Genomic DNA, 17402 nt, shown 5'->3' on the forward strand with positions numbered 1-17402 from the left:
CGTAGATCCCACGCATAACTGCGGCCAGTTCCGCAGGGCCAAATTCCTCTTGATGACAAACAACGTGGGTCTTCTATCTCCGAAGGCGGATGTCTGAATTAAAATGCCGTCTGGAGGTTCAACGCCTCGTCTCCTTCGTTCCTCCGGCGAGAGAACAACTTCCAATACAAAAGCAAAGCGGTCTTTTGTGGGAAGGCTCATCAACTCGAAATACATTGATTGAAACGCGGGCGGCGCTCCAAGGGGCTGTAATGTCGGGGGATGTGGATCTCGATAGCTTGCCAAATGATATTGGCGTCGTATCGGCTTTGTTTGAGTTACCCGAAATTCGTTTGGTTGAGCCGTTAGTCGTCGCTTTGGTATCGAATAGGTAGAAAACCGGTGGCGGTCGAGACGCACGTTGCCCTCGCCGCCTGTCTTTTCTTCCTTGCCCTATCAATCGCCCGCTTCCTCGCCGCCCTTCTCCGCGCCTCCCTTCCGCTCCGCGTCGCAGCAGTTCAAGGCCCCGTTTATTTCAGGCACCATCTGTCTGTAACCCCCCGTTGAGGATGCAGACGAACAACTGCACTTGCCTCGCTCCACTCCACCAATCCTGACTGCCCGACGTATCCCGGAGTTCGGACAGCGCAGTCGTCCGATCAGGTGTGTGGCTACTTGAGGAACTGCCTGAAACGCCGCAGCGCGATGACAAACAGGATGGATCCGATCACGAGCAGCGAAAGCAGCTGCGGCCAGACCACGTCGAGGCCCGCGCCGCGAAACAGCACCGCCTGCGCAAACATGACGAAGTGCGTGTTGGGCGCTGCGAGCATGACGTTCTGGATGATCTCCGGCATGCTTTCGCGCGGTGTCATCGTGCCGGACAGCATTTGCAGAGGAAGTAGCACCATGATCAACAACAAGCCGAACTGCGACATGGACCCCGCAATGGTCGCAAGAAAAATGCCGAGAGATGTGGTCGCGAACAGCATGAGCACCGTGCCAAACATGAAGAGGACGATGGAGCCTGCGATCGGAATATGGAGCAGCCATTGCACGATCACAACGAGCGCAACCAAGGATGCGACGAGGACCACGAGCGCCATCGACCACACCTTGCTCAGCATGATCTCGAGAGCCGTGACTGGCATGACGAGGAGATGCTCGATGGTGCCGTGCTCGCGTTCACGGATGAGTGCGGCTCCGGTGAGCACAATCGAAAGCATGGTGATGGACGTAATGATGTTGGTGATGGCGCTAAACCAGCCCTTGTTGAGTTCCGGGTTGAAGCGCGCCCTGAGCACCAGGTCGACGGGCAGGCTCGACTGGCTGCGGTAGCGGTTGAGGAACTCGGTGATCTCGTCCGATACGATCGACTGGAGATAGCCGCCTCCGGTGAGCGCCTGAGATATTCGCGTCGCATCAATGTTGATCTGGATAGTCGGCGACCTCCCGGCGAGCAAATCCCTCTGGAAGTCTGGCGGGACGTCGACCGCAAACGTATCGCGGCCCACATCCATTCGGTGGTCCATCTCTGATTGGGAGATGATCTCTGGGGTCACAAAAAAGGGCGGATAGAGCGCGGTGATGATGCGAGTAGAGACGGGAGACTGGTCCTCGTCAACGATGGCGATGGTGGCGCGGTTGAGCGTCTCAGGAGTGGCGGTTGAGGCCGTGTAGACAGACAGGGTGAACGCATAGACGATCAAGATCATCATCAGGGGATCGCGCAGGAGGCCGCGCAATTCCTTGATGCCGAGATCGAAGATGTTGGCCAAGCGCATGGATCAGCGCTCCTGCTTCTTGAGCAACGCAGCGCCGATGCAGTAGATCAACGGCACCGCAAGGAGCAGTGGCAGAAACGAAGAGGTCAGGTCGGCGAAGTGCAACCCTTTCGAGAAGGTGCCGCGTACAATGGTCATGAAATAGGTTGTGGGATAGATCTCACCGATAAATCTCCCGACTCCCTGCAAGGAGGCTACAGGATCAATCAATCCTGAATACTGTGTTGCCGGGATAAGGGTGATCAGCACGGTGCCGAAAATTGCCGCGATCTGGCTTTTCGTGAAAGCGGATGTGGCGAGGCCCATCCCTGTCGAAAAGATGACGTAGATGAGCGCGGCCGCCGCGTAGGTGGCAAAGCTGCCGGTGAAGGGCACGCCGAAGACGAAGACTGCAAATGCGGCGAGCATTAGGGCATTCAGAAAGGCAAGCCCTACATACGGCAGCTGCTTACCGAGCAGGAACTCCATGCGTGTAACCGGCGTGGCGTAGAAATTGATGATTGAGCCCAGCTCCTTCTCACGCACGACGCTCAGCACAGAGAGCATAGCCGGAATCATCAGGAGCAGGATTGGGATGACCGCCGGCGCGATGGCAACAAGGCTTTGGATGCCCGGATTGTAGCGGTAGCGGACCTCGAGATTGAATTCCGTCGTTTCGGCGGCCTTGCCATATTGTTCGCGCGCCTTCTGCTTCAACCACTTCGTGTGCATGCCCTGGACGTAGTTGCGGATTGTCTCCGCTCGCATGGGCATGGCGCCATCGATCCAGACGCCGATCTGTACGCTCTTGCCACGAGCGACATCGCGGCCGAAGTTCGGCGGTATCTCAATGGCGAGGCTTAGCTCGCCGTTCGCCATGCGCCGATCAAGGTCGGCGTAGTCGGTGATCGGCGCCTTTTCCGTGAAGTACCGCGAGCCCGAGAGCTGCAAAGCATAGTCGCGACTGACAGTCGTGTCGTCGCGGTCGAGCACGGCAAACGTAAGATTTTCGACATCCAAGTTGATGCCGTAGCCGATGACGAACATCAGGATGAGAGATCCCAGTATTGCCAGCGTGGCACGGATCGGATCGCGGCGCAGCTCCAAGGCCTCGCGCTGCGTATAGGCGAACATGCGCCGAAGATCGAAGAAACGATTGGCTGACGGAGGCGCAGGGGGCGTTACGTGTCGCTCCGTCGCCTCGCCGTCCGGAGGAGGGGGCTGCGCTGACGGCTTTTTATCTCCGATGGCATCTTCGAGATAGGCAATGAATGCCTCGTCGAGCGAGTGCGCGGAGCGCTTGGCAATGATCGCCGCCGGCCGGTCGCAGACGAGCACCTTACCCGCATGCATCAGAGAGATGCGATCACATAGCTCCGCCTCATTCATGAAGTGCGTCGAGACGAAGATGGTGACGTTATCTTTGCGCGACAGGTCGGACAGTATCTGCCAGAAGCTGTCGCGGGCGAGCGGATCGACGCCGGAGGTCGGTTCATCGAGGATCAGGATATCCGGCGAATGGATCACCGCGACCGCGAGCGACAGGCGCTGGCGGATACCGAGCGATAACGCATCGGGCAGGGTGTCCATCACGTCGGCAAGACCGAACCGCTGCGCCATCTCGGCGATACGCGCCGGTATAATGTCCGGGTTCATATTGAACAGGTGCGCGTGCAGATTGAGGTTCTGGCGAACGGTGAGCTCGGTATAAAGAGAGAAGGCTTGGCTCATGTAGCCGACGCGACGGCGAATGCCGATATCATTGGGGTCGACCTCGCGGCCGAAGAGCTTGGCGGTCCCCTCAGTCGCCGGCAACAGGCCGGTCAACATCTTCATGGTCGTGGTCTTGCCGCAGCCGTTCGAGCCCAGGAAGCCGAAAATCTCGCCGCGTGGAATGCGGAAGCTCACATCATTGACCGCGGTGAAATCACCAAAGCGCAGGGTGAGATGCTCAGCCTCGATTGCGATCTCGCGGTCGGCAGAGTCGTCGCGCGGCGGGATAACAACCGCTTTGTGACCCCCGCGTTTTTCCTCGGGCAGCAGCGCGATGAAGGCGGCGTCGAGGTTCGCGGCGCCGGTCTGCACCAGGAGGTCGGACGGCGTGCCCGTGGCCAGCACACGCCCCGCATCCATGGCGATCAACTCGTCGAAGCCCTGGGCTTCCTCCATATACGCGGTCGCGACGATGACGCTCATGCCCTCCCGATCATGGCGGATATCGTCGATCAACTCCCAGAACTGCCGCCGGGACAAAGGATCGACGCCGGTGGTCGGCTCATCGAGGATGAGCAGGTCGGGGTCGTGAATCAGCGCACAACACAGTCCGAGCTTCTGCTTCATGCCACCGGAAAGCTTGCCTGCGGGGCGATCTGCAAACGGAGACAACCCCGTGCGCTGCAGGAGATTGGCAATGCGTCGTTTGCGCTCTTGCTTGCCGTGGCCGAACAGGCGGCCGAAGAAGTCGACGTTCTCGAAAACGGAGAGTGTCGGATAGAGATTCTTACCCAGCCCTTGGGGCATGTAGGCAATACGCGGACATATCGATTGGCGATGACGAGCGTCGGCGATATCGCCGCCGAGCACTTCGAGATGACCCGTCTGAATCACGCGGGCGCCGGCGACAAGCGACAAGAAACTCGACTTGCCGACGCCATCGGGGCCGATGAGACCTATGATGCGGGAGGGCGGCAGCTCGAGTGAGATCCCCTCGAGGGCGCGAACCTTGCCGTAAGAGAGGCTTATCCCTTCTGCTCGAACGACCGGACGACAATTCGGCGGCTTCAAAGGAGATTGTTCGCTCATTGCGGCGACTTCAGCTGTAGAGGCCCGGAAGGAAATTGTTCGCTCATTTTAGCGGATTGAGCAGCAGTTTATCTGGCCACGTCGCCTCGGGTGACAACTTCACGTAGGCTCTGCCGGGCAGACCTGTCTTGACGTACTTGATGTATTTCTTCAGCAGCTCCGGAGAGATCTGCGCCTTGATCCGAAACATCAGCTTCTGGCGCTCTTCTTCAGTCTCCACCGTCTTGGGTGTGAACTGGGCGACATCGGCGACGTAGGTGATTTTGGAGGGAATTACATATTGGGGCACGGCATCGAGAACGATGCGCGCGTCGGAGCCAATGCCTACGCGGCCAGCCTGCTCCGTTGGCAGAAAAAATGTCATGTAGACGTCGCCGAGATCGACGAGATTGAGCACGCGGCCGCCCGCGGAAAGAACCTCGCCCGGCTGCGCAACCCGGTATTGGACGCGGCCTGGGCGTGGCGATCTCAGTACACTGTCGTTGATGTCGGTTGTTATGCTCTCGATCGTCGCCTGCGCGGCGTCCACGGCAGCTTTCGCATCGACGACTGCCGCTTTGGCTGATCCAATGGCTGCCTCCGACGCGGCCACTTGCGCTTCGGCAGCGGCCACAGCCGCGCGTGCGCTTTGCTCCGAGGCACGGTCGTCATCGAGGACCTGCTGGGAAACCGTATTCTTCTTAACGAGATACTCGGACCGCGCGAGTTTGCGCTGTGCGGCATCAAGCTGCGCGCGGCGTTGCTCGACTTCGGCGACGGCGGCTTTTCGCTCCGCCTCGCGCTGGGTCACGAGGCTCTGCGCGGTATCGATACTAATCTCGGCCCGCCTCAGTTGGGCCTCGGCTTGTCTGCGCTGGGCCTCGAGCTGCTCGGTATCCATGCGGGCGAGTACTTGCCCAGCATCGACGAAATCTCCTTCATCGACAAGAATCTCCTTGATCCGTCCCGCTGTCTTGGTCGCCACGTCGATCTCTACGGCCTCTATGCGACCGTTGCCGGAGGCGATCCCGGCCGGCAGACCTCCGCTTGGAAGCGCATTCCAAAGAACGTAGGCGGCGATGATGGCCGCCAGTACCCCGACAATCCACTTCCAGCGGGATTTCGAATCGAACTTCATGCGCGTCTCTATCGCTGGAATGTCATGGTGCACACGATCGCTCCTTCGGCTCGGGGCCGGGACCAGTGTTCGAACCGGCATTTCGTCTATCGCATCAATCCGGGCATCCGCGTTGATGCGGGTCCACAAGCGTTGACCTGCACTCGTTTAGGTTCTCCTCCGCTCGTTGGCAGCACCGCGAGACACTCACGATGAAGAAGAACCCAGGCTTGGTGTCGACACTCAAGACGCGTGAACGGATTCTTAACGTTGCTATGCGGCGCTTCGCCAAACACTCGTACGATGAGACGGGCTTGCGAGACATCGCAGCAGATGTTGGTGTAGATGTTGCTTATGTGCACCGTTGCTTTGGATCGAAGCGTCAGCTTTTTGCCGAAGTCATGAGCACGGCCATTCAAGCGGATGCGCTCCTGGACGATATCCGGGGCAACCTTGTCGGCGGGCTGACGGAGAGGATGGTTTCGCTTCAAAGTTCAGGATGTGGGCCGGGAATCCATTCGCTGGACATCCTGGTGCATTCGCTATCGAGCACCGAAGCCGTAGAGGTTCATCGAGACTTCATAGTGAAGGACTTAATTGAACCCGTCGCTTTCCAATTAAAGGGGTTGGCAGAGCATCGGGCAGCCCTCATCGTGGCATTCCTGGCGGGCCTCAGTATTTTGAGAACTGTCATCGGCATCAGCCAAGTCCAAGCGACCGAGCGCAAGAAGATCGAGGCGTTGATCCGCGAGGTCCTGGCGATTGGGCCAATGCCGGTTCGTAACAAGGCGAAGACTGCAGGAGCGGGTCGAGCATGAACGTGGAAGGCGGCTTATCCCGACAGATGAAAATACCCAAGCCGCCAAGCCGCGTTGAGGCGGACAGCGAGAGCGAAGCGTATCGGGCGTTCGACCGAATGCGCGAGGCACTCATCGGCCACGCAACCGGCGGCTTGTCTCCGGCAGCGATCGCGATGGCCCTCTTCGATTGGTCGGTCCATCTCGCGTCTGCTCCCGGGAAGAGGCTGGAGCTTGCCGACAAGGCCGCGCGAAAGTCCATGCGCCTGTGGCTGCACATGGCCGCGGCGTGCGCTTGTTCCGACGCGACGCCATGCATTGAACCGCTACCGGGTGACGATCGCTTTCGCTCGGATGCCTGGAAGAAGCAACCCTTCAGCTTCTGGGCGCAGGCATTCCTGCTCAATCAGCAGTGGTGGCACAACGCCACGCATGGTGTCTCTGGCATGACACCGCATCACGAGGACGTCGTCTCTTTCAGTGCACGCCAGATGCTCGACGTGTTCTCTCCTTCCAATATGGCGTTTGCCAACCCAGAGGTGATCGGCAAGACGATCGCAAGCGGCGGGGCAAATTTCGTCCGGGGCTTTCAGAACTGGCTCGAAGACGCGAACCGGCTCATGACCGGACGCCCGCCGGTCGGGACAGAGAACTTCGCAGTCGGCAAGGATGTTGCCGTAACGCCTGGCAAAGTGGTGTTCCGGAATCACCTGATCGAGCTCATCCAATACGCCCCGACAACCGAAACGGTCTTGGCTGAGCCAATCCTGATCGTGCCGGCGTGGATCATGAAGTACTACATTCTCGATCTCTCGCCGCACAACTCACTCGTCCGCCATCTCGTCGCGCAGGGGCACACCGTCTTCTGCATCTCCTGGCGCAATCCGACCGCCGCCGACCGCGAACTCTCCATGGACGACTACCGGCGCATGGGCGTGATGGAGGCGCTCGACGCCGTAAATGCGATCGTTCCAGACCGAAAAGTCCATGCAACCGGTTACTGCCTCGGCGGCACACTGCTCTCCATTGCTGCAGCGGCTATGGCGCGTGCCGGCGACGACCGGCTGGCGAGCGTGACGCTGCTCGCGGCGCAGACCGACTTTACCGAGCCCGGCGAGCTCGCGCTCTTCATTGACCACAGCCAGACGTACTTTCTGGAAAGCATGATGTGGAATCGCGGCTATCTCTCCGCGGACCAGATGTCGGGCGCGTTCCAGCTCTTGCGCAGCAACGACCTCATCTGGTCGCGGCTGGTGCACGAATATTTGATGGGCGAACGCACGCCGATGATCGATCTCATGGCGTGGAATGCCGATTCCACACGCATGCCCTACCGGATGCATGCAGAATACCTGAGCCGGCTCTATCTCAACAATGAGTTGGCCGCCGGGCGGTTCATGGTCGATGGACGGCCAGCCGCCATTCAGAACATTCGCGTGCCGATGTTCGCCGTCGGGACCGAGCGGGACCACGTCGCGCCCTGGCGTTCGGTCTTCAAGATCGAAGCGCTTTCCGATACGGACGTCACGTTCGTTCTAACGACCGGCGGCCACAACGCGGGCATCGTAAGCGAGCCCGGCCACCCGCGCCGCCGTTTCCGGATGGCATTGAAGCGGAACGAGGATCTCTGCCTCAGCCCGGACGAGTGGTTTCTGGCCGCCGAGCAACACGAAGGTTCGTGGTGGGAAACCTGGGTCGCGTGGCTCGCTGGGCATTCGACGCGGGAGCAAATCAGTCCGCCGGCGATGGGCGCATCCGGCAAAGGTTACGCGCCGATCGAGGCAGCCCCAGGCACTTACGTCTTGCAGCGGTGATGAACGTGAAAGAGTTTCTGAAGAACCACACATTCGACGAGCTTCAGGTCGGCGACACCGCATCTCTCGTGCGCGTTGTCGGACGCGATGACATCGAGCTCTTCGCCGCGGTCTCGGGGGATGTCAATCCCGCGCACCTCGATGCAGCATTTGCCGCCACTGACATGTTCGGGCACATCGTTGCGCACGGAATGTGGACAGGCGCTCTCATATCGGCGGTGCTCGGCACGAAGTTGCCGGGACCGGGCACGATATACCTGGGTCAGGATCTGAATTTCCTGAAGCCGGTCGCGCCTGGAGATACGATTTCAGCCACCGTGACCGTCAAGGAGAAGCGACCCGAGAAGCGTATCGTTTTGCTCGACACCGTGTGCACCAATGGCAATGGCGATCGGGTTCTCACTGGTGTCGCCAAGGTGATCGCTCCCGACCACACGGTCGAATGGGCGCCGACGCGTCTCCCGGACGTGTCGCTCCGCCGGCACGATCGCTATGAAGCGGTCGTCAAGAAGGCCCGCGAACTGCCGCCGGTTCGAGCCGCTATTGTGCATCCGTGCTCGGCTGGGGCCATGCGCGGTGCCATCGAGGCGTTCGAGGAAGGCTTGCTCATTCCCGTGCTCGTTGGCCCCGAGGCCAAGATCCGCGCGGCCGCCGAGGAAGCGCAGGTTTCGCTCGACGGCATCGAGATCGTGCCGGTACCGCATAGTCATGCAGCGGCGGCGCGGGCGGTGGAACTCGCGGTCTCCGGCGCGGTATCGGTTCTGGTCAAGGGAAGTCTTCATACGGACGAACTGCTCGGTGCCGTCATCGACAAAGCATCGGGATTGCGGACGGAGCGGCGCCTCAGCCACGTGTTCGCCATGGATGTTCCAGCCTACTTCAAGCCGCTCATCGTGACGGATGCAGCGGTCAATATTCTGCCAACGCTGGAGCAGAAGCGCGACATCTGCCAGAACGCCATCGACCTTTTGCATACGCTTGGGATGGAGAAGCCGCGTGTCGCGGTGTTGGCCGCCGTCGAGACCGTCAATCCCAAGATGCCGGCGACGTTGGATGCCGCCGCCTTAACGGTTATGGCGACCCGCGGCCAGATCACCGGCGCCGAGGTCGATGGTCCTCTCGCATTCGACAATGCCATCAACAGGGACGCAGCGCGCACCAAGGGCATCATGTCCGACGTCGCCGGGCAGGCCGATATTCTCCTCGTCCCTGACCTCGAGGCGGGCAACATGCTGGCCAAGCAGCTCATCTATTTTGGCGGCGCCACTGCGGCCGGGCTCGTGCTCGGTGCCCGCGTTCCGATCGTATTGACGAGCCGCGCCGATCCGGTTTCCGCGCGCATCGCCTCTGCGGCGCTGGCGAAGATCTTGGCCTCACTGAAGCCACTCAAAGGCGTGCAATCGCCATGAGCAACAGCATGCTTCTAACGTTCAATCCGGGCTCTTCATCGGTCAAGATCGGACTTTTCGAGATCGAGGGCCACGGTACGCGACAATTGGCAAAAGGTGTCATCGACTTCCGTAAGCGGCCACTCGCGTTCCGTGTGACGGAGGGCCCGTCGACCTTCGATGCCGAACTGGAGGCTCATGAAGGCGACGATTTGACCAGCGTCCTGCGGGAGGCTTTTGGCTACCTCGCCGATCACTACGACATGTCCTTGGTCAATGTGATCGGCCATCGCGTCGTGCATGGCGGCGACGTCTTCGGTGGACCGGTTCTGCTTGACGAGGATACGATCAAGGCGATTGAGAGCCTGATCCCGCTAGCGCCGCTGCACCAGCCGCAAAGTGTGCGCCTGATCCGGGCACTCCGGCAATTGCGGCCGGATTTGCCCCAGTCGGCATCATTCGATACCGCGTTTCATCGCACGAACAGCGACGTCGTTCGCCGGTTTGCTCTACCGCGTGCGCTCCACGACGAGGGCGTCAAGCGATATGGCTTTCACGGCCTCTCCTACAAACACATCGCGAACGTGCTGGGGCGAAAGGTGCCTGAGCTATGCAAAGGTAAAGTCGTCGCGGCCCATCTCGGCAGCGGCGCGAGCCTCTGCGCGCTGGAGGGCGGGGTCAGCCGTGACACCAGCATGGGCTTCTCCACGCTGGACGGCATTCCCATGGCGACACGCTGCGGCGCGCTCGATCCGGGTGTCGTGCTGTACCTGCTTGGTGCCGGGAAACTCTCGCTCGCGGAGGTCGACGATCTCCTCTATCACCGCTCAGGTCTCCTTGGCGTCTCGGGCATCAGTGCCGATAGCCGCGTGCTTCTCCATGACGGCCGGCCCGAGGCAATGGATGCCATCAACGTTTTCACGTTTCGAACCGCAGGTGAGATTGCGCGGCTTGCGGCCACGCTCGAGGGGCTCGACGGTCTCGTCTTCACTGCCGGCATCGGCGAGAACCAGCCAGACATCCGTGCCGCAATCTGCACAAGATTGGCATGGCTCGGAGTCGAACTCGATCCAGTCGCGAACGCCGCGAATGCCTTCCAGATCAGCAGCAGAGCGAGCCGGGTTGCCGCCTTCGTCATCCCTGCCGATGAAGAGCAGGTGATCGCCGACGAGACACGCACCATCCTAATGGAGCGATGAAGTCGGTACACGGACGCCGGCGAGGGATTTGGATGCAACCTATGTCTCTGGTGGGCGGTCCAATCGATTGTCGGTACGACCAAGCAAGCGACGCGGCGTAATCCGATGAATGAGAGCCGCGACCAAATCTGATCGCGGCCCCTCGGCTTAGTGTCTGAGAACGTGGACGATCATGAGCAGTTCAATGCTCGCCACAAATCCCAATATCCAGATCAGCAGAAGCCGAGCTCCCAGCTTTTCCATGAGCTGCGCCTCACGCTCGGAGATTTCTGGCCGCGAGGGTTCAGTCGTTGAGTCGATGTCATCCATGACGTTTGTCCGTGTTGAGGCATGCGCTATCGAGCGTCGATCCGAAGACGACACTTGGCGTGCGTGCTGTGTTCAATAGATTGTGGTTGGTTGGTCCGGCTCAGCCCAAAGGTGGCGCGCGCGGATCATGCGATGTTCGTTCGAGATAATACGCCCCGAGCCCGCAAGAACGCGGCGCGTGGCTCAGGCATAGGAGCTGCGACAGCTGCGCGGAGAATGCAGTGTCGGGCAGGATCGTGGAGCTGAACCGCTTCGATCCTCCGTCCGGCTTTATGAGAGAGTGCGAACTCGGAACGACCTGCACGCGCGAAGGCGATAGGAACCTGGCGTCCTTCTCGCTCCAAAGGGAGGCGAATTGTGTTCCCGTTTCGACGTGACGTTGGTCAGCATTGGTCGCTTGCAGCGTGCCGACGGCAAAACACGCCCAAATGAAAATTCGGATTAGCGACCTGATTGACATAGCCGTCTTTTAGCAGAGCGAGCTCGGCATTTCCACGTCGACGCTCCGCCGCAGCGACGTCCTATCGTCCACCAACACGACGTCAGGCGCCATCTTGCCGTCATTACGCGGCCTAGTTCGGCCGATTGTCGCGTTTGGCCTGGGCCCGCGCATTGGCCTTCAAGATGCTGCCAACTTTGCTGCCCGGAGTGCGAACGCGTTTCGGCCGCCCACCTTTGGCTTGTTGGCCCGGGTTCGCGGTGGGATCGCCCTGGGGATGATGAGTGAATTGGCTCGCGCGGCGGAGAGCCAACGCGTGGTGGGCAGCTTCCACGTTCTGCGCGCGGACATCCAAATTGTGGAGACGCGCCCGTTCCTTTTTCACAACCTTGAGAGCGTGTGCAAACACCTGCTTCCGCTTCGCCGGTTGATCGGCGGTTCCCGGAAAGCTCTTGCCTCGAGGTTCTGCCGTTCCCTTCGCTTCGCGGCGTTTCTGGCGAGCAAATGTTTTCGCCTTCTCACGGTAGCCCTCGAGCCGCAAAGCGAGATTTCTGAGGTCGTCTCGGTCCAGCGCATAAATCGCCGGGTGGTAGGCCGATTTGACGGCCTCGTATTCCTCATGGCTCAGCAGGCTCTTCGCGTCTTTTTCGGAAATGGACATGCCGCACCTCAAAATCAAAGAGAGGCCCCGCAAGGCTGCGGGGCGTGTGGAGGCTATCAAGAAGCGGCGCAGGATCGATCGCAGCCGTGCTGCGTCGTTAATGGAGCGTGGGGAAAGTGCTCAAGTCGGGATCGCTAAGCCCCAGTTTCACATGCACAGGAAACGATTTTTCCGCCAGGGTGCCTGCCACTTCGCGCTTCAGCAAAGCGATGCCGCTCGACTTAGAGGTGCACCGTGTGGCAGACACGGGCTTTCGGTCATCGGAGGTCCTATGCATCGCCACGTCAGACTTTTTGCCATCGCTTGCATCCTAATCGCGATTGGCTTCGTGGCCGGACGCTACATCATGTACAACGAGGCTGCGCGCTACGACGCCACCCATCCGTGACCCCGGTCCAAGGCGGCTACCCAAGCGCGACGATCAGCGGACCTTGAACGCGCTTTTGCAGAGCTTTGTCGGGAAGTTCGGTTAGTGCGATGAAGTCTATTCGGAGCTGCGCCGTCACAGCGTCCCTCTACCGAACTCACAGAAATCTTGGCGGCTCTGTCTTTTCCGATTGTCACCTCCTGTGCCGCCGATAGATTGACCTGATGGACCGCGGAACAACCCGCTCCTGAGGCCGGGAGGCTCAGAGGTACCCGTCATGGGAAGCTACAGGGCAATCGTCATCGTCGAGCGCTCGAGCGATCACCGAATGCGGTTTTGCGATGCGCGCCAAAAGCGAAATGGCAGCGCTTACGTCTTCGGATCATACGGCCACGCACTTGAGTTCGTGCGGACGGCGAAGGTGGATTCGGTCGTCATCGAATTTGACGTCGAAGCCGACACGTTGGACTTCTGCGATGCCGTCAAGGCTCTCGAGGTTCCGATCGTGGTCTCGGCCAACAGTCTGGAACCCCGCGACCTATTGCAATACGGGATAAGGGGATCGGACGTATTCTATCCGGCGCATCCCAGCCGAAGAAGAGCGTCCTGAAGCTCCGGTCGCGTCCGGCGCTATCGCTTGTCAGGGCGTTTGGGGACCTCGTGCGAACCCGCGAGCATTTTCCTCACGACCTCGATCGCGGTTTTCGTCGCCTCGATATGACCGCGCGTTTGGGCCGAACTCGCCTTCAGGCGCTCCGCAAATGATAAGGCCTGCTTGTCTCTAATATCCTTCGAGACGCGGAAATCGACCCAAATGACGTTGTCTCTAAACATGCCACCGGCACCTCTAACGCTGTGCTACATCCCAACGAGTGCAATCTGCATGCCTCGTCAGGACAGGAGCGTTTTTGGCTCGTGGTTGGTTCGGTTCGCTACTGTCGAATCCTCCAACGTCGCGCTGATAAAAGCTGATCGTGGTTCACCTCGATCACTCTTCCCTATTGGTTAATCTCTCTAAGATAAGAAGTCCCGGCTCGGGGATCGTCCCGCGTCCCGGCTCGTAGGCACTGCGGCGGCCGGTGAGTCAATCAGGGACTGTTCTATGAAGCGTATCTTCCTTTCCGTATTGTCTTCGCTGTTTCTCTTAGCGGTGTTTCCGTTCGCAGCGTCCGCCGATCCAATCGACGTATCAACAATCAGCTGCGAGAAACTGGCCTCGGCCTACGAAGCAAAGTCGAAGGACGATATTTCATTCGTGAATGGCATTTTGAATTGGATGGGCGGATACCACGCCACCGTCGATCAGGGCACCGTCGTCGACTGGGACAAACTATCGGACTCATTCAACAAAACCGTTGAATTTTGCTCCGAGCATCCTGGCATCGGCGTGCTGTCGGCGAGCGAAAAATTCATGGGCGAAAATATCGAAGACGCGAGCCCTGAGAGCGTAGACCTCGCAATCGTGACGTGCGAGTCGGTTCTGACGAACAAGGACGTCCAGAAAAACATCGGTGATACGTTCATGTGGCTCGCCGGCTATCACGCCAGCTACAACAACGGCTCAACGATGCTGGACATCGAGAAGTTCATCAAGCAAACGAGCGACATCGCCGATTACTGCGCGGCCAATCCGAAGACGAGTTTGGTAACAGCCGCCGAGAAATTCATGAGTGAAAGCGAGTAGACTTCCACTCAAGACGGCCTGGAGCGGATTGACCGCTCCTATTCCTATTTTCCTTTTTCATCTGTCATTTGATTCATTTCGGTACGCCGGCGACGGCAGGGAGTGCGCGACGCGGCTCCGGCCGGCTGCAATTTTCTGCCGCCGGCATCATCTGCTCGACGATGGTCCGGCAATTCTCAGTGCCGGCTAAGACCAAGGTCTAATCGCGCGCACCCTCCAGACCCCATCCGTTCCGATCTACTCCACGAATCCAAAGCAATTATCGTTCGTCGGGCTGCGCTCGGCGCGCTTCTTGCTGAGTTCTTCGCCGGCCTGGTGAGTGGCGTCTGAGGATTGAAGTATGGTCCGCGTTGATTGGAAGAGCGAACGCGCTGATACGCAACATCGCAAAAGACAGGCGCGCAAATCGCTTGCCTTCTTTGGGGCCAGGCTCACCGCATGGACAGTTGCGGTGGCGATCGCATCGGCAGGGCTCCCGGTGTACGAGTCGTCGGCGCAGGTTGTCGATCCGGTTGCCGACATTCCCTCCCTCGTCGGCGTAAAGCCGATTTTACCCGACGTGAGCGCATATATCAGAGACCCGATTGCCGCGCAGCAGCTCGGAAAAGCATTGTTCTGGGACACGCAGGTCGGAAGCGACGGGCAAGCTTGCGCGACCTGTCATTTCCACGCGGGCGCCGACATCCGGACCAAAAATCAAACGGATCCGAGCGTCCGAAATACCGTAGCCGCCTTGCAGAATATCTTTGACGCGCGGGATAACAACGCTGGCATTGCGGGTCCGAACAAACAATTCGCAGCCCTGGATTTCCCGTTCCACAAGCTTGCCGATATCAACAATCGCGAATCTTCGGTCATCTTCGACACAAACGATGTCTTCTCATCGCAAGGCACCTACGCGGGCGATTTCGTTTCCGGAGGCAGATCGTTGCGTCAAGACCTCTTGACGGCTTTCCTCCTGAAACGAAACCTGTTCAGAGGCAGATCTCGGTCGAGCGAAAAATGCAATCTGACCTACAGCCCGTTTAATCCCAATACGAATCCCACAGGCAATCCCTTTCACGCGAACGGGCTCATCTATCGAAAAGTCGAACCGCGACAGACCCCGACGACAATCAACGCAGTTTTCAATTTCAGGCAGTTCTGGGACGGTCGCGCGAACAGCCAGTTCAATGGCGTCGATCCATTCGGCCCGCGAACATTCACGCCGCTGGATCCGGCCACGTCGGTCGGCAACCCCGATGCAGCCGGCGCAGGAATACTCGTACTATCCGGTAAGGCTTTGGTTATAACGAAGCCGCTGATCGACAACGCGAGCCTCGCTTCACAGGCGGTCGGACCGCCGCTGAGCGACTTTGAAATGTCGTGCGCAGGAAAGACGTTTGCTGATCTGGGCGCGAAGCTCCTCCCAATGCGGCCGCTCTCGACGCAGGTCGTGCATCCCCAGGATAGTCTGTTCAGCAAGACCCCGGCGCTCATTCCGTCCTCGTCGCAGACCGGACTGAAAACCACCTACAAGGCACTCGTGGAGAAAGCATTCTTCCCGAAGTATTGGAACATTCCCGGATGGTTCAACGTCGATCCGGCGACGGGCGCCATAACCCTTGATTTCGTCAAAGGGCATACGCAGGAAGAGCAGAACTTCTCGCTCTTCTGGGGATTGGCGATCCAAGCCTATGAGCAGCTGCTCGTTTCCGATGACTCGCCCTTCGACCACGGCCCGGCGGCAATGAACCCGCAAGCGGTCGCCGGTTTGGCGATCTTTGAAGGCAAGGGAAAATGCGTTGCCTGCCACAACGGGCCGCTCCTCTCTGGGGCGACCGTGACCAGTCTTTCGACTGAATCTCCCAAAGCGATTGAAGGCATGCTGATGGGAGACGGCCGTCCTGGGATCTATGACACGGGCTTCTACAATATCGGCGTCCGGCCGACGTCAGACGACATCGGTGTTGGCGCCCTCGATCCATACGGTTTTGACCTCTCATTCACGCGCCAGTTCAAATGGCGTCTTCTGAACAAAAAAAATAAAAGCGTAGACCGGTTCGACGCCAGGCCTTGTGAATTTGCAACCCCAATATTCACGCCTTGCGACAACCTTCCTTCACTGACCGACCCAGCTTCGGCGCCACGCGACTCCGTAGACGGATCATTCAAAGTCCCGATCCTTCGCAACGTCGGTCTCAATCCACCTTACTTCCACAATGGCGGTCAAGCGACGCTGAAGGACGTTGTCCACTTCTACAATCGCGGCGGCGATCGCCGTGGTCCGCTCGATAGCGACACGACAGGACTGGCAACGCCAACGCCATTCGGCGTGGTCAACAATACCAATCTTGATCCGGATATCGGCGATGCTAGCGCAACCTCGACAAATAATGCGCTTGGTTTGACGGACGAGGAGGAAGACGATCTCGTCCAATTCTTACTTTCGCTCACCGATAATCGCGTTGCCTGCCACTCGGGAGTGTTCGACCATCCCTCGTTGCCGATTGCGAACGGCGAACTGGATGTAGCCAAGGCCAAAACCCAACAGGCGAAGGACATCGTCGTCACTCTGCCGGCGGTTGGTCAACAGGGGTTGAAGGTCTGCTTCCCCAACTCTGGCGATATTTTCGGTACGCTCAACACGACAGACACACGTCGCCTCCAGGACGTATTTAATCAGGTTATCAAGTGAATCGAGAAGGCACGCATCGAGCAAACAATAGAAATGATGCGCGAGTTCGGGCAAGCATCATTCGAATAGTGAAAGCCGCTGCGTGGATCACGCCATAGCCATGTCGCGCGCCGTATATATCGCAGGGAATATTCTCACCGGTATCCTGATCCTGCTCGTAGTCTTTGCATTGCCATACGACAACACGCCGCTTGACGAATTTAACGTACCGGAGAAGCTGCGCCAGCTTCGCTATGGTCTAGCGTTGACGGTCCGCTTTAGCGTTTTACTAACGCTCGTGTCCGGCGCCTTGTGGATTTTTCTGGTCCTGGCCGAATACGTCCATCGTTCATTGCAAAGCATCAATGTGAGCTGGGAGCAGAACGTTATCCAGATGATGCAATTGAGTTCAGCCGCTTCCGATTCGATTTGGCTCTAAGGCCGCGCC

At 59.1% G+C, this 17402-nt stretch carries 14 protein-coding genes and 1 pseudogene; 9 read left to right on the forward strand and 6 right to left on the reverse strand.

Annotated features, from left to right (window positions below):
* Positions 1-89 precede the first annotated feature (89 nt).
* Entirely contained in the window at positions 90-374 is a 285-nt protein-coding gene (locus tag AC1DK3_RS00895) for a hypothetical protein (RefSeq protein ID WP_477190423.1), read from the forward strand.
* 276 nt (positions 375-650) lie between these two features.
* Here AC1DK3_RS00895 and AC1DK3_RS00900 read toward each other — a convergent pair whose 3' ends face one another.
* The 3 genes from AC1DK3_RS00900 to AC1DK3_RS00910 are packed head-to-tail and all read right to left on the reverse strand — an operon-like array spanning position 651 to position 5661.
* Positions 651-1763, reverse strand: coding sequence for an ABC transporter permease (locus AC1DK3_RS00900; protein ID WP_477190424.1), 1113 nt, complete (start codon positions 1761-1763; stop codon positions 651-653).
* Positions 1764-1766: 3 nt separating this feature from the next.
* On the reverse strand, positions 1767-4544 hold the full coding sequence (gene rbbA, locus AC1DK3_RS00905) for a ribosome-associated ATPase/putative transporter RbbA (RefSeq protein ID WP_477190425.1): 2778 nt from the start codon (positions 4542-4544) through the stop codon (positions 1767-1769).
* 43 nt (positions 4545-4587) lie between these two features.
* Complete coding sequence (locus AC1DK3_RS00910) at positions 4588-5661, reverse strand: HlyD family secretion protein (RefSeq protein WP_477190426.1); 1074 nt, start codon at positions 5659-5661, stop codon at positions 4588-4590.
* Positions 5662-5852: 191 nt separating this feature from the next.
* Here AC1DK3_RS00910 and AC1DK3_RS00915 point away from each other — a divergent pair, with 191 nt between their 5' ends.
* The 4 genes from AC1DK3_RS00915 to AC1DK3_RS00930 are packed head-to-tail and all read left to right on the forward strand — an operon-like array spanning position 5853 to position 10838.
* On the forward strand, positions 5853-6458 hold the full coding sequence (locus AC1DK3_RS00915; RefSeq protein WP_477190427.1) for a TetR/AcrR family transcriptional regulator: 606 nt from the start codon (positions 5853-5855) through the stop codon (positions 6456-6458).
* Between the two features lie 26 nt (positions 6459-6484).
* Positions 6485-8251, forward strand: a complete 1767-nt coding sequence (locus tag AC1DK3_RS00920) for a PHA/PHB synthase family protein (RefSeq protein WP_477192844.1) — start codon at positions 6485-6487, stop codon at positions 8249-8251.
* The gene (locus tag AC1DK3_RS00925) at positions 8251-9660 is read left to right on the forward strand and encodes a bifunctional enoyl-CoA hydratase/phosphate acetyltransferase (RefSeq protein ID WP_477190428.1); all 1410 of its coding nucleotides are present in this window, start codon (positions 8251-8253) and stop codon (positions 9658-9660) included. The genes AC1DK3_RS00920 and AC1DK3_RS00925 overlap by 1 nt, the downstream gene beginning before the upstream one ends.
* The gene (locus tag AC1DK3_RS00930; protein ID WP_477190429.1) at positions 9657-10838 is read left to right on the forward strand and encodes an acetate/propionate family kinase; all 1182 of its coding nucleotides are present in this window, start codon (positions 9657-9659) and stop codon (positions 10836-10838) included. The genes AC1DK3_RS00925 and AC1DK3_RS00930 overlap by 4 nt, the downstream gene beginning before the upstream one ends.
* Positions 10839-10985: 147 nt before the next feature.
* On the opposite strand, the gene AC1DK3_RS00935 is transcribed toward AC1DK3_RS00930, so the two are convergent.
* Both AC1DK3_RS00935 and AC1DK3_RS00940 read right to left on the reverse strand, forming a co-directional pair.
* Positions 10986-11147 carry a hypothetical protein gene (locus AC1DK3_RS00935; protein ID WP_477190430.1) on the reverse strand — a complete coding sequence of 54 codons (162 nt, stop codon included), beginning with the start codon at positions 11145-11147 and terminating at the stop codon, positions 10986-10988.
* A 572-nt stretch (positions 11148-11719) separates the two neighbouring features.
* Positions 11720-12247, reverse strand: coding sequence for a hypothetical protein (locus tag AC1DK3_RS00940; protein WP_477190431.1), 528 nt, complete (start codon positions 12245-12247; stop codon positions 11720-11722).
* Between the two features lie 644 nt (positions 12248-12891).
* On the opposite strand from AC1DK3_RS00940, the gene AC1DK3_RS00945 reads away from it, so the two are divergent.
* The gene (locus AC1DK3_RS00945; protein WP_477190432.1) at positions 12892-13224 is read left to right on the forward strand and encodes a hypothetical protein; all 333 of its coding nucleotides are present in this window, start codon (positions 12892-12894) and stop codon (positions 13222-13224) included.
* Between the two features lie 20 nt (positions 13225-13244).
* Here AC1DK3_RS00945 and AC1DK3_RS00950 read toward each other — a convergent pair whose 3' ends face one another.
* The gene (locus AC1DK3_RS00950) at positions 13245-13448 is read right to left on the reverse strand and encodes a hypothetical protein (protein WP_477190433.1); all 204 of its coding nucleotides are present in this window, start codon (positions 13446-13448) and stop codon (positions 13245-13247) included.
* Between the two features lie 268 nt (positions 13449-13716).
* On the opposite strand from AC1DK3_RS00950, the gene AC1DK3_RS00955 reads away from it, so the two are divergent.
* The 3 genes and pseudogenes from AC1DK3_RS00955 to AC1DK3_RS00965 all read left to right on the forward strand — a co-directional run bounded on the left by AC1DK3_RS00955 (position 13717) and on the right by AC1DK3_RS00965 (position 17393).
* On the forward strand, positions 13717-14298 hold the full coding sequence (locus tag AC1DK3_RS00955) for an HdeA/HdeB family chaperone (RefSeq protein ID WP_477190434.1): 582 nt from the start codon (positions 13717-13719) through the stop codon (positions 14296-14298).
* Between the two features lie 340 nt (positions 14299-14638).
* Positions 14639-16003, forward strand: a pseudogene (locus AC1DK3_RS00960) (cytochrome c peroxidase); the annotation flags it as partial.
* A gap of 1072 nt (positions 16004-17075) precedes the next feature.
* Positions 17076-17393: a hypothetical protein gene (locus tag AC1DK3_RS00965; RefSeq protein WP_477190435.1), complete on the forward strand. Its 318-nt coding sequence runs from the start codon at positions 17076-17078 to the stop codon at positions 17391-17393.
* The last annotated feature ends 9 nt before the right edge of the window (positions 17394-17402 follow it).

This window comes from Hyphomicrobium sp. 01T421 (genome assembly GCF_056398805.1).